Origin of the sequence: Indolivaga macrotermitis (assembly GCF_900128985.1) — a bacterium.
In the GTDB taxonomy this organism is placed as follows: Bacteria; Bacteroidota; Bacteroidia; order Bacteroidales; family Dysgonomonadaceae; genus Dysgonomonas_A; species Dysgonomonas_A macrotermitis.
In genome coordinates this window covers 125310-139959 of sequence record NZ_FQUC01000002.1, presented here as the reverse complement: position 1 = coordinate 139959, position 14650 = coordinate 125310, and the positions used below count along the sequence as shown (strand labels likewise).

Genomic DNA, 14650 nt, shown 5'->3' with positions numbered 1-14650 from the left:
TTAATTTGCTTTTTCATGCTCCATAGCCGCCCAAATGAAAGTGGGTACAGATTTCGGATCGTTTTCGATAATTGGTTCGCTGATGTAATATTCGAACGAACCGTCCCTGTATTTTTTATCCCCGCCTAATCCGGCAACCGCACAACAATTAGTAATGGTATAAGTCCCGTCTGCTTCTTTTTTGATGAATTCTTTCACTAATCCGTCAAAGCCTTTATCTGCAGCAGCCTTATATTCCTTGTTAATATAGCCTTTGTTCATGGCTTTGTACAGAAAATATACAAGCATGGACGAACCCGATGATTCGAGATAATTACCTTCCTTATCTCCCATATTGGTAACCTGATACCATACACCTGTTTTCTTATCCTGCCACTTTACCGTACCTTTGGCCACCCTGTCGATAATTTCCAGAATATCTTTTCTACTCTCATGTTCCTGCGGTAAATAATCCAAAACATCTACCAGAGCCATCGCATACCAACCGACGCTTCTTGTCCAGAAATTCGGAGAGTGTCCGGTTGTTTTATCTGCCCATTTTTGCTCTTTGCTTTCGTCCCATCCGTGATAGAATAAACCTGACTCCGCATCATAGGTATTTTTATCCATCAGCTTGATTTGCTTCACTACATCATCAAACACTTCGGGTTTATTGAAGTCTTTGGCATATTCCGCCAAAAACGGAGAAGCCATATAAATGCCATCTAACCACATCTGATGCTGATAGATTTGCTTATGCCAGAATCCGCCTTCTTTGGTACGGGGATGAATATTCATCTGTGCCACAAGTGTATCTATGGCGGTTTTATATCTTTGGTCACCTGTCGATTTATATAGGCGGAATAATATTTTCCCGGGATTAATATTGTCGATATTAAACTTGGCCATGTTGTATGTTTTTATCTGACCGTCTTGCGTGATCAGCGTATCGGCATAGCCTTTGGCATAATTGAAATATACGCTGTCCTGTGTATAATCGAACATATCGAGCATAGCTTTGGCAACACATCCGTGTGTATATCCCCATCGTGGAGATTTCGCTTTCTCAATCATCCATGCTTCGGGAAAACGTTTCATTTCGGACTGAGCCATTCTGACAGACCATCTGTCGTCTTCCTTTGTTTCTTCGGTTTTCTTTTGTTCCTGTTTGCAAGCACTCAGAAACAATAAAATGCCGAAACAACCTATTAAAGAGAATTTTATGTATTTTTTCATAATGTATGTTCTTACTTTGAAATTTTGAAATTATATGTCTTCCCTTTTTCTGTTTTCAGATCGTAAAGCAGGGTGTTTTTATCCAGGTTTAAATCTTGAACTTTTAAGGTAGCTTTACTGGAAATTAAAGGAGTTTTTATTTCGGGAACAGCAAACAATGGGTTCGGATTTTCTCCTTTTGCTTTCCTGATGTCGTTACCTTTCAACGGAACACCGATCCTCAGGCGGCAATTACCCCCTTCACGTGATTGTATAGCCAGATCGGTTACTTTTCCATCCTTCCAATCCATATCGATAACAAAACCTCCTCGGGCAACCAGCCCCTTTATACTTCCGCTTTTCCATACCGAAGGAAGAGCAGGTAGCAGATAGATGAAACCGTCATGGCTCTGCATAAACATTTCGGCGATACCTGCGGCACATCCGAAGTTGCCGTCTATCTGAAAAGGTGGGTGAGCATCGAACATATTGCTGTATGTCCCGCCTTTCTTTTTCTCGTTGGTAACCAGATCGAGCTGATTGGTCAGCAGCTTATACGCATGATCTCCGTCTAACAGTCTCGCCCACAGGCAAACTTTCCAGCCCATAGACCAACCTGTGGAAGGATCGCCGCGATAAATAAGCGAGTTTTTAGCGGCTTCGAACAGCTCGGGTGTTCTTATCGGAGATATCTGGTTACTGGGATATAATCCGTATAAATGAGATACGTGGCGATGCTTATCATCGGGTAGATCCCAATCGTACATCCATTCCTGCAACTGATTATGTTGCCCGACCTGCATAGGAGGCAGTTTATCGCGCTTCGTCCGAAGTGTATCACAAAAGTCTTTATCTATTCCTAGAACTTCCGATGCGGTAATCACGTTTGAGAATAAGTCGAAAACCAACTGATTATCCATGGTTGTTCCTGCGCTTATTGTCGCTTTATTATTACTGCCCGAATGCGTATTCTCGGGAGAGCTCGAAGGTGATACGACCAGCCAGCCGTGTTCGGGTTCTTCTATCAGAAAGTCATTGAAAAACATCGCTGCACCACGAATCACAGGATAGATAGATTTCAAATATTCTTTGTTTCCTGTCTGCAAATACCTGTACCAAAGGTGCTGGCTAACCCATGCGCCACCAGTCGGCCACATACCCGATGCTGCCCTGTCTACAGGTCCCGTTATCCGCCAGATATCCGTATTGTGATGAAGCACCCATCCGCGTGTATTATACATCAGTTTTGCGGTATGCTCACCTGTTTCAGCTACTTCACGGACTAACTGCAACATAGGTTCGTGCATCTCGGTAAGGTTAGTCACTTCGGCAGGCCAGTAGTTCATTTCCAGATTGATATTGCATGTATACTTACTGTCCCATGAAGGGAGAAAACGGTCATTCCATATCCCCTGTAAATTAGCGGGTTGTGTATCAGGTTGTGAGCAAGATATCAGCAGGTAGCGCCCGAACTGGAAATAAAGCGCAGCCAGCTGAGGATCGAAAGTCTCAGAAAACTCTTTAATTCTTACATCAGTAGGCTTGTTAGATGCTTCGGTTTTTCCCAAGTCAAGCGACATTCTGTCCATATACTGACGGAAAAATGCTGTATGCTCTTTTTTCGCTTTTTCATAGTCATTCGCAAAAGACTGCGAAATATATTGTTTGCATTTCTGAGTCTTGTCTCCCGAAATATCTTTGTAATTCACGAAATTGGTTGCTATGACAATATACAAAATCGCTTCGTCCGCATTTTCGATAGAAATAATATCATCGGAAGTAGTGTATGTTCCACCTTTTACCTTTGGCTTTACGCGGGTCTCTAACTGAACTTTTCCGCTTTGCTTTTCATGGGCAGGAGTCAGTCCCGTAAGTACAAGCTGGTCACCATCTATTGCTCTTTCTACTTTTTCCTGTGGAGTAGTCAGGAATACATTACAAGTGATGCTTTTAGGCTTGTCAGCTGTTAGTCTTACAATTATCGCCTGATCAGTGAAAGATGTAAACATCTCCCGTTTATAGGTCACCCCATTCACTTTATACGACACACTTGCTATCGCATTACTGATATCCAGATCGCGGTAATAGTCCGCATATTTATTATGATTGGGGAACGATATAAAAAGGTCTCCCATAGTCTGATAAGGCATTCCATGATTTTTGGGAGACATGATTTTTGCGGTTGCCATATCCTGTGCCTCCTCATATTTCCCTTCAAAAATCAGCCGACGCACTTTTTCTAATACGCCATCTTCCAGTTTATGGGCATTGCTATTGGGTGAACCTGCCCAAATGGTTTCTTCATTTAACTGTAAATGTTCTACGGCAGGCGTTCCGAAAACCATTGCCCCCAGACGACCATTACCCAACGGTAATGCACTGTTCCAGTCCGAAGCAGGTTTGTCGTACCAAAGTTTCAGATTATCCTGAGCGGATAATTGGGTAGAGAAACAAATAACAGCAAAGATTAGTAAGGTTTTTTTTATCATGGTTATTATTTATCTAATATTCCAACATCTCTCAAAACTTTCAACAGGGCATCTTTACCTTTTATGGCATTAACGGGAAGTTTTTCGCCTTTATCTCCAAAAACGTACATCTGTGATTCTTTTTCAACGGTTACTTTCGACTCGTCAAATTCTCCGTATTTATCCAGAATTTTATTCAAATCCAGATTGAAATGCTTTGCTACAAAACGATACATTGCTTTACGTTTCGATAGTCCGTAATCATGCCCTTCGGTCGGAAAATGTTCGTTCTCAATATTATTTTCAGCATTATAAAATGCGTAAGTCCTTTTTAGAAATGGGTATTCCAATTCGGGAACTACATTTGTCCAGTCTTTACCATCCGAAAGTACCAACTGAGGCTTCGGGGCGAACATTGCAGCGATTTCGGCATTGTTTGTCCTGTTTCCGCAAAGATGCGCAGGCATACCGCTTTCGCATGGACATCCACCCACAAAATAAGAAGACAGCATCACTACAGGAATACTCAAAGTAATACGGTCGTCGATAGCAGCTATCATCATAGTCATGCTGCCGCCTCCCGAACCACCTGTTATACCGACTCTTGTATGGTCTGCTTCTTTCAGGGATAGCAAATAATCGAGTACTCTCAATGTATTTAAAGTCTGGATAGTATTAGCCGCACTCAAACGGTGAAGTGTCCCGTCGAATTGCAACAGGCTCTCGCCCCATGCGAAAATATCCCAGCTTGCTGAGATAATTCCCATTCGTGCCTGCATCGCACAGCGTTTCTGCTGGTCTTCACGATAGCGCCCGTTGCCGAAGTGCCCGTTAGGATTCAGCATCACAGGGCATTTATCTTTTATTTTTTCGGGTTTGTAAACAGAGCCTGTCACATAAATACCGGGAAGTGTTTCTATCGCAAAATTTTCGACTGTATAACCATCGTATTTTCTTTTTGAGGTCAGTATTACTTTGGAGTCCGGTTTTGCAGGAAGCGGAGATAAGTGCAAGGCTTTAGGTAAACACGACTTTAGTTCAGCTTTACGCTTTTCCCAGCCTGCTTTGTCCGAATAAAGCGTTTCCAGATAATCGAGGAATTTCTTTCCTTCCGCTTCGTTTGACCTTGCATACTCAAATTCCTTGATCTTGTATTTTCCGTTGTCCATTACAAACTTGTAGTCGAACGGAGCAAGGACTGCATTCAAAGATTCTTCGGCACTCCATGGTTTGATACGCCAGTCCGCATATTTCAGCATCTTGCCGTCGATCATCTTTTTATCGTACTTGATCGTTATATCGAACTGTTTTTCAATATCCATTAGTACGTCTAACAGAGGGCGTACAAAAGCACTATCCGCAGTTTGCCTGTCCTGAGCAAAACCTCCGGATAAAAGGAAAATTCCCAATATGGTCAAAAATATCCGTTTCATAAGTAAACCTCTAGTTATGTGTAAATTACAAACAGGTCTGTGACTTTTATTTTTCTATAATATTAGCTGAATTATTTAGTGTTGCAGCTCTCACGATAGGGTTAGATAATCTGTTCAGATAATTATTGACAAGGATAATATTGTCTGTCTGTTGTCCGTCCAACTGGATGAAAGAAGAACTTCCTTTTTCAGGAAAACATCCCTGTATAAACATATCTTTCACATCCGTTACCTCCATCACCGGTTTACCGGCCAAAGGTTTAGGGCTGTAAACATTATTGATGCGGATATTTTCAGTATCGCTGATTTTGAAAGCTGCACCAATCTCGGTATTTACCCGTACATTATCCAAGGTAATATCTTTTGCTTTATTGATTACAAAACCTGTTTTGGCGTCGATATTTATGTCACTGAAAGAAATATCAGAAATAAGAGCTTCTTCTATTCCAAGAACCGTACATGCTGTGTTGACTTCCGAACCGGTTAATCCCGAAATATGTATATTTCTGAATACAGGTGTGCGTTCCGAGAATTCTTCCGCAGGAACATTAGAATAGAAAAGGTTAAGAGTAATAGCTTCTCCCACAATGTTTTTCATTACAATGTTGCTAACCCTGATTTCTTCTACAATACCGCCCCTTCCGCGAGTTGATTTCAGACGAATACCTCTGTCCGTACCATCGAATACACAGTTGGATATGGTTACTTTACGCACATCGCCCGACATTTCGCTACCGATAACAACGCCTCCGTGTCCTGCCAGCATCACACAATTAGTGATAGTGATATTTTCGCAAGGTGTCGCGTATTCTCTGCCCTGCAAATCACGTCCTGATTTGAGGGTGATGCAATCGTCTCCCACAGTAATATGGCAGTCCGAGATCAACACATTTTTACAAGAAGACGGATTTATACCATCCGTATTAGGCGCATCGGGATTATTGATAGTAACACCTTGTACAGTTACATTTTCGCAAAATTCGGGATTGATAGTCCAGAACGGAGAGTTAATAATCGTCACTCCTTCTACCTTGAAATCTTTGCACTTATAAGGTTGCATCAAAGGTGGACGGAAAAATCGCTTTCCCAGAGTTCGCTTCCAATCTGATTGTTCTTCGATAGTGAAGTTTGGATTCTCTTTACTCCACATGTCCTGATAGCCGGCCAACTCTTTTCTGAAGTCCTCATCTTTGTGAGCTCCTTCGATACTGAAAGTACCGTACCACCATTTTTTACCATTCCCATCAATGGTACCTTCACCCTTTATGGTAATATTCTGCTGTTCATAAGCATAAATCATCGGGCAGAAGCTTTTCATCACTACCCCCTCATATCGCATTTCGACAAAAGGAGTATATTCTGAAAAATCATCCGAGAATTTAATAGTTGCTCCAGCCTCTATATCAAGAGTGATATTGCTTTTCAGGACAATAGGCCCTGTCAGGTATGTCCCCGCAGGAAAGAAAAGCGTCCCTCCTCCTTCGGTTGAAAGCTTTTCGATTGCTTTCTTTATAATAGCTGTATTTGATGTCTTCCCGTCCGCTTTTCCTCCGAAGGTTTTCAGGTTGATAACCTCTGCTTTCGTAAGTGTACAAAGGCATAAAAGAAGACTTAATAAACAGTGTTTTTTCATTTCAGTAATTTGTCTAGTTTTTCTACGGCAATTTTTACTTTCTCTTTCTCTGGGTCTTTGAACAGATTGAACGGCTGTGCAAGGAAGTCGCTGCAAATACCTTTCAACGAAAGTGCTGTCTTTATTCCTTTGATGTAACTCGAACCGAATCGCCCTATACCGTACAATTCCTGACTGACAAGCATCATTTTATTTTGTAGTTCGATAGTTTTATCTACATTTTTGTTCGCCGCAGCATTATACACATCGACAAAGATTTCGGGATAAACATTCGCTCCTCCCGATACACCTCCGCTTGCACCCATCAGCACAACAGAAGCCATCATTTCCTCTGGTCCAACAAACAATTCAAATTCGGGTTGATCTTTAAACATGGACAATAGCTTACAGAAGTAAACTCCGTTTGCCGAACTGTCTTTCAGTCCTATTACATTTTTATGTTTGGATAATGCCATCACTGTACCGGGTTCTATCATGGTTTTGGTATGCGAGGGCATGTTATACAGATAGAGTGGCAAAGAGCATTTATCAGCTAAAAGTGTGTAATATTCGATTAACTCGGGTTGTCCCAAAGCAAAGTAATACGGGGGAGCGGCAACTACCGCTTCCGCCTTATATTCTGCTGCTACTTCCGCTAATTTTATACTCTCATATACAGAAGTATCAGTAATCCCGACCAAGACGGGAACCCGGCCGTTTACGCAAACACAAGTCTTTTTTATAAGTTCTGTTTTGATTTTGACACTCAGATGCTGAGCCTCACCTGTTGTTCCTAGAATAAAAATTCCGCTTACACCTCCTTTTATGAGATGTTCGACCAGATTTTCAACTCCTTTTGTATCTAAAGTATCTGTGTCTATCAGAGGTGTGATCATGGGGGGGACAATTCCCCTAAGTGTCTTTTTAGGTGTGTTCATATTAGGTTAGAATATTTTATTATATATTTAGTTTAATCCGTTTTGTCTACAGTAGTCGGTTTCAGGAAGATCAGGTTAAGCACGATAGCTACTGCAACAACTATTGTCAGCATCGCAAAATCTTTCCCTAAGTTCCCGGCATCGATCGATTTGCCCAACACGCTTGTGATAACCGCTCCGGCGGAAATACCTGCCAGATTCATCAGCCCGTATCCTGTTGCCCTGTAACGGGGCGAAACGAATTGGCATAGAATAGGCATACTATTCACATCGAACATGCCGAATCCCAAACCAAAGCATAGTGCTCCCGATACTATCGTTACCAGATTATCGCCGAATCCCAATAAGAATAGAGCAGGAATTGTGAAGGCCAACCCTATAACTCCGGTATAGATGCGTCCTCTCAGATTCTTTTGTACCCATTTGTCGGATAAGAATCCTCCGATCAGTACTCCTACTAATGAAGCTATTGCAATGGTTATAGTCGACATAGGACCTGCCTGTTCCATTTCTATATTCAGGCTATTGGAAAATAGGGTAGGCAACCAGTTTTTGGTAGCCCATCCCGGTAGACTCGGTGCCGAAAAATAGAACAGGATAACCCAGAATGAGATGTTTCCGAAAAGCACGATCAGTGCTTTCCACATTCCTTGTAGTTCGGCGGTAAATGATTTTTTTTCCGTCTTATCAATTGTATATCCTTTCTTTTCTTTTAAGAATAGGATCAGTATTATAGAATAAAGGACCCCGATCAAGCCAAAAGTATGGAAAGTTGACTGCCATGAGAAACTTCCGGCTATTGTTGCGCCGAAACCACCAAAGGCCTGTCCCAGATAGATACCTGTAGTATGGAATCCGACTGCTATTGAACGTGTTTTCCCCTGATGGTAATCCGCTATCAGGGAAAGCCCCGCAGGAATATAGAAAGCTTCGCTGATACCCATTACAGCCCGCAGGAGGTACAATTGATCGAAAGTCTGGGCATATCCCATCAACAGGGTGACTCCCGACCATGTAAATAAACTTCCGATAATGAGCCATTTCCTGTTAAGCCGGTCAGCAATAAGTCCCGAAACGGGGCTCATAAATGCATATATCCATAAGAATATGGCCATCAGCCGTCCGAAATTAGCAGCAGAAACAAGTTCACTGATGTCACCTTCCATGAATGGACGCATAGTAGATAGCATCTGCCTGTCCATATAGTTCAGAAGTGCTACAAACCATAACATGGCAACTACCAGCCACGGGTACTTTTTCGAATCTTGAATCATGATACTAAAGTTGTTATTTATTTGTATAGTGGACCGTAAGCTGCGCAAGCCCTGTAATCAGCATTATCGTTTTCGGGACCGAAAGCAGCCCAGGAAGCCGGACGGAAAATTTTATCTTCGTCGATATTGTGCATCGATACGGGAATGGACAGCATAGATGCCAAAGATATTAAATCGGCGCCAATATGTCCATAGCTTATCGCACCATGATTGGATCCCCAGTAATTCATTACCGAATACACATCCTTGAAACGCCCTTTTCCGGTAACACGAGGTACAAAGAATGTACTGGGCCATGTTTTATCGGTGCGTTTGTCAATGGTATTGAACACATGATCGGGTAATCCGACTGTAACGCCTTCTGCTATTTGTAAGACAGGGCCAATACCTTTAACAATATTCAAACGGCACATAGTTACAGGCATACCGCCTTCCGACAAAAATTTGGAAGAATAACCTCCTCCACGGAAATATTCGAGAGAACTCGGATACCAATGTGTAGCATCCAGCATTTTATCTACTTCACTATTATCTATTTCCCAGAAAGGTTTCATTGCGGGCTTTCCGTCTTTACTCTGTTTCCCTGTTCCATCCAAAGTGCACGAACCGGAATTTATCAGGTGGATAGCACCGTCAACTAATAAGCCTTCAGGTTTCCAGCCGGTAACCCGTTCGATCGCATCGGGGCTCCAATATGTCCTGACATCGGCAAATATCTGAGCCGTATTAGTCAACAGATTTCCGAAAAGCATACTTATTCCATTCAAATGGTCGTTCTCGGTAGCAAAAATGTGCGGTGCACGAATGCCATTCCAGTCAAACGACGAATTGAGGATAGCCTCCGAAAAGTCTCCGTTCGGCATAAAGTCAGTCCATTGTCTCTGACCCTGAAATCCTCCGGCGATAGCATTATGTCCCATAGCTTCTTCTCCGTAACCCATCTTACCGAGTACAGGATTTCCTTTCATCAGGTCACGCATAATCATGGTCATCTTCACGACAAACTCCCAATCCTTATCCTTTTGTTCCCTGTTTCTTTTCAGATGTTCGGGATTATAGTCTTCACCTTCGTTTACAACACATTTTTCTTTAGTCCATCCGAAGGCTTTTTGATATTCATCCTTGTCATATATTTCTTGTTCGACACGTCTCAATATTTCGGAACAATCCACATATTCGGTTCTCATTCCTAAATATTCCTGAAGAAAATCGGCATCTACTATAGAACCCGCTATCCCCATGGAAACCGTACCGATAGCCAGATATGATTTTCCTTTCATCAGAGCCACAGCTAGTCCTCCTTTGGCAAAGCGTAGCAATTTTTCTTTCACGTCAGCCGGAATCTGCGGATCACCCATATCCTGTACATCTCTTCCGTAGATACCGAAAGTAGGCAATCCCTTCTGATTATGAGCAGCAAGGGCAGCAGCCAGATACACAGCTCCCGGACGTTCTGTACCGTTGAATCCCCAGATAGCTTTAGGTATCATCGGATCCATGTCTATGGTTTCCGAGCCGTAGCACCAGCAAGGGGTTACCGACACAGTCAAACCGACATTTTCCAGTTTGAACTTTTCTGCACAGTCGGCAGCTTCCTTTACACCTCCGATGCAAGTGTCTGCTATCACACACTCGACCGGTTGACCGTCAGGATAAAACAAATTCTCACTATATAGTTTGGCTACATTTTTAGCCATATTCATAGTTGTATCTTCCAGAGATTCCCTGATTCCCTTTCTACGTCCGTCTATTATCGGGCGTATGCCGATTTTGGGATAATGGTTACTTTTCATTGTAATTGTGTCTTATTTATTTTATATCTTATTTCTTTTCTCCGAATTCGGTTTGTTGAATTTCCACTTCATTCAGAATTTTTTGTTTTTCTTCTTCACTCAACTGTCTTTTGTAAGAACTTGTATATGCAGTTGATTGATTCACCTGCGGTTTCTCGGAATATACCAATGTCTGTTTTGGAGCTATACTCTCAAATTCGATAGAAGCCGGAATAGGAGCGTGTTCTCCTTCGAAAAGTACACGGGCTTTTACTTTTATTCTTCCGGGGATAATAGTCGAACGGATAAGCACGGGAGCAGAACCAAACTCGACATCTCTTGGATTTGCCCCGATTATTTCATCTCCGATTATCTCGCCTTGTCCTTCTATAGTAAAGAATATACGTTCTTTAGCTAATCTTTTGACATTACCCTCGTCATCTGTTACTTCACAGATCACAGGTATAAAATCCGAACCGTCGGCTATTAACTGTTGTCCTGTATTATCTATTGACAAGCGAAGCTTGGTAGATCTTCGCGAGGGCATTTTCTTGGTACTGCATACTACTTTGCCGTCTATCAGTCCTTCCGCCACAAATGACACTTTCTGCCATTGCTTCTCTACATACGGATATACCCGCATTTCATTGAAATAATACACATCCTTGAAAGTCACGGGAGGATTAGGCATTCCGTATTTTTCTCTCGGTACTTTTTGCGTAAGTGTATCTTTGCCATAAACAATCAGGCGGACTTCATCGCAATTGGTGAATACAGTTACATCCGGACTTGAAAACGGGGAAATCTCATGGGCAATAAAAACCATTGGCCCTGTTTCCATCAATGGGTGCTGTAAATTTGCCGGCACCTGACTTTTAAACATATAATAGGAATATTTAGGCTGACGGAACGCGTCCATTATTCCCCCCCAATACGGATCGGGATGGTATCCACGCTGATGATCGAAAGGATGCCACAACGCACCGCCTATAAACTGGCGGCTCTCGGGATACATCTCATTGTATGCTTTAGCCAATTGTAGAGATTGAATTAATAATGCATTTTCGCCCCAACTGCGCGAAGCCCGGTTGTTGGTATTATGAGCATACCAATCGTCAACATTCTCCCCGAATTCACGGGTAAAAATACATTGCTTGAAGTTTCCGACATCTTTGGGCCATCCGTAGACTACTTCATAATTATCGGCTACACCTTTCGAATGATTATCAGCCACACAAAACGAACCCGGATACTCATCATGAGTTATTTGCCGGGCTTTTAATGAAAACTCTAAAGGAAAAGATGTTTCATTTAATATAGGTTCCCACATCAATACACTGGGATGATTGCGGTCGCGACGGATCATATTGCGAATATCATCATATATCAGTTCTGCAAATTGGGGATCTTTATTCCAGAATTGCCATCCGGGAGTCGCCACGATAACGAATATGCCTAATTCATCACAAGCATCCATAAAGGATGGATCTTGAGGATAGTGAGCCACACGGACTACACGGCATCCTGCATCTCTCAACTTCCTGGCATCTTTCCAATGCTGACTGTTAGGTACTGCATTCCCCACATAAGCAAAATCCTGATGACGATTTCCTCCGATCAGTTTATCGGCAGGTTCTCCGTTCAGCCAAAGACCATCCGTTCCTCTGAATTCTACTTTGCGGATTCCGATCCGGGTAATGCCTCCATCCAACGGATTCCCGTTTTTGGCTAAAATACGGGTTTCTACATTGTATAAATAGGGAGCGTCAGGATACCATAGAACAGGATTGTCGAGGGCTATTTTCTGCTGTGTTTGTTTCGATTCGTTTGGCTTTAATTGAAGATTGTTTTTTACGGTCTTTAGTGCTTTACCGTTTTTATCGGTTATTATATTTTCAACAATAAGTGTTTGTGAATTATTGGAAGAATTGACAACATCTGTCGAAATGATAATTTCCGCTTTTTTCTTGCTTATTTCTCCATATTGGACAAATACTCCGCCTCCGGCTGTTTTGTTCTCTTTATTAGGATCTGTAATGTGAACATTAGATGTGGCTATCATCCATACATCACGGTATATGCCTCCGTGATATGCAAAATCGAGCGTTGTTTGAGGTTTTCCCGGAGGATAACTTTTGTCATTTGAATTATCGACAACAACAGCAATCAGACATTTGTCGCCGGGGTTAATACCGTGTTCCGTCAAACTAATGCTGAAAGGTAAATATCCGCCTAAATGTTCAGTTATTTTCTTACCGTTCAGATAGACGATAGACCTGCCCATTGCAGCTTCGAAATAAATATTAATCTGTTTATCTTTCAACGATTCGCTTAATGTGAAATGTTTTCTGTACCAAGCGATTCCCTGATAATTGCGGCCTCCACTTGCTTCGGCCGGCATTAGCTGTACAGTATGCGGTGTAGAGACAACATCCCATCCGGAATCGTCGAAATCTATTTTTTCAGCGCCTTGTACATTTCCTCTGTGAAACCGCCATCCGACATTAAAGTTGTATACTTCACGTCCGGAGTTTTTGAGGTCAAAAAATCCGGCAACAGAAAAGTCCGGCTGATAATTGTTCGCACTTACAACTTGCGTGCTGTAGACGCACACACAAATGAAAAAGACAAATAAAAATATGCGTTTCATGATTTTCAGGCATTATATTTAAGGAACATCTTTACATATCAAAGAGAACCTCTTAGTATAAGTTTTGTAGGTATATAAGTTTGAACCTTACTTATTGTTTTAATATATTCAGCAGCAACTTTTCCCATTTCTTTGAAATCTGTGGAGATGCAGGTGATGCCGTTTTCTATTACCTCAAGCATAGGTGCATCATTTAGAGTCACTAGTCCTACATCCTTTCCTAACTCGTAATTCTGTAATCTACATGTTTTTACTATTTGTATCATGTCGATATGACGGGCAACGAGATAAGCTGTTTCGGGTGTAATATCAAAAGGGCTCAGGTCACGTGTGATTATATTATATTTTAAGTTATTGTCATTACAAAATTTCTCAAAGTATGGAATACAACTTTTTGGATGCTCCGATTTTGAATTGAAAACGAAGCAAACTTCTTTGTATTTTTTAAATTTATCTAAAGCTGATGTCAGACAATCATATAGTGTAGTATCAAAACCCTGGCAAACATAAGAGAATTTATCTTTCTTGAATTTACCTAAGTCTAATAATAATACTTTACTATTATCCAGTCTGTCCAATACTTCCGAGTAAACATCGTTTTGCAGATTTGTAATCAAATACATATCATACCGGCCCAGACTATCCAGTATAATATTATTGAACGACCTTTTGTTGTAATGATGAAAGTATAAATCTAATTTATAATTGAGCGGCAGATTAGCTGTTAATTCTTTATATAAATCTTCTTTGTAAGGACTGAAAATATCTAATAGTACGAAGATGTTATTTACCGTATTAGACACAAAGTATCCTTTAGTCGGGGCAGATTCGATAATTCCCTTTTCTTTTAAGTCCTGAAAAGCTTTATATACCGTATCCCGTGCTATACTATACCTACTGCTTATTTTATTAATCGAGGGAAGAATATCCCCTTCCTTAAACTCTCCGTTAGAAATGGCTGTGCGTATAGCATCTGCCACCTGTCTAACCTTACTCTTGTTTTGATCAAATTCAACAATCATACATTTACTTTTTATTGAAGTCCTGCAACAGACCATAAGTGATCTATCCTGAACTATCCTGACTAACAAAGAAAGGAATTTTTTTATTATCTACAAATTATTAGTGAATATGTTATTAAACATTAATTTATTTTCCCTTCTTAACTATTTTTTTTAATAGTTTTGTCGCAATTAGCACAGGACAGGATAGTTTGAATGATTGAAACTTTAGTTTTTATATCACTATCCTTCCTTTTGAACATCTAGGAATCTTTTTTTTATGAAAAAACAATTAATGTATCCTTAAA

At 41.2% G+C, this 14650-nt stretch carries 8 protein-coding genes and 1 pseudogene; all 9 read right to left on the bottom strand.

Annotation, left to right across the window (positions count from 1 at the left end; genetic code table 11):
- The 9 genes and pseudogenes from BUC12_RS03705 to BUC12_RS03665 all read right to left on the bottom strand — a co-directional run bounded on the left by BUC12_RS03705 (nt 1) and on the right by BUC12_RS03665 (nt 14363).
- Nucleotides 1-1215, bottom strand: coding sequence for a glycoside hydrolase family 88/105 protein (locus BUC12_RS03705; RefSeq protein ID WP_062176764.1), 1215 nt, complete (start codon nt 1213-1215; stop codon nt 1-3).
- An 11-nt stretch (nt 1216-1226) separates the two neighbouring features.
- Nucleotides 1227-3683, bottom strand: a complete 2457-nt coding sequence (locus tag BUC12_RS03700) for a glycoside hydrolase family 95 protein (protein WP_062176766.1) — start codon at nt 3681-3683, stop codon at nt 1227-1229.
- A 5-nt stretch (nt 3684-3688) separates the two neighbouring features.
- Complete coding sequence (locus BUC12_RS03695; protein WP_062176769.1) at nt 3689-5095, bottom strand: alpha/beta hydrolase family protein; 1407 nt, start codon at nt 5093-5095, stop codon at nt 3689-3691.
- Nucleotides 5096-5417: 322 nt separating this feature from the next.
- A pseudogene (locus BUC12_RS03690) lies at nt 5418-6728 on the bottom strand (glycoside hydrolase family 28 protein); the annotation flags it as partial.
- On the bottom strand, nt 6725-7645 hold the full coding sequence (locus tag BUC12_RS03685) for a dihydrodipicolinate synthase family protein (RefSeq protein WP_062176775.1): 921 nt from the start codon (nt 7643-7645) through the stop codon (nt 6725-6727). The pseudogene BUC12_RS03690 and the gene BUC12_RS03685, both read right to left, overlap by 4 nt.
- Before the next feature lie 32 nt (nt 7646-7677).
- Nucleotides 7678-8916, bottom strand: coding sequence for an MFS transporter (locus BUC12_RS03680; protein WP_201780481.1), 1239 nt, complete (start codon nt 8914-8916; stop codon nt 7678-7680).
- 20 nt (nt 8917-8936) lie between these two features.
- Entirely contained in the window at nt 8937-10712 is a 1776-nt protein-coding gene (locus BUC12_RS03675) for an L-fucose isomerase (RefSeq protein ID WP_062176781.1), read from the bottom strand.
- Between the two features lie 28 nt (nt 10713-10740).
- Nucleotides 10741-13341 (bottom strand): glycoside hydrolase family 2, encoded by a 2601-nt coding sequence (locus tag BUC12_RS03670; RefSeq protein WP_062176785.1) that lies wholly within the window; start codon nt 13339-13341, stop codon nt 10741-10743.
- A 38-nt stretch (nt 13342-13379) separates the two neighbouring features.
- A complete protein-coding gene (locus tag BUC12_RS03665; RefSeq protein WP_062176789.1) occupies nt 13380-14363 on the bottom strand; it encodes a GntR family transcriptional regulator in 984 nt (327 codons plus the stop codon).
- Between the last annotated feature and the right edge of the window lie 287 nt (nt 14364-14650).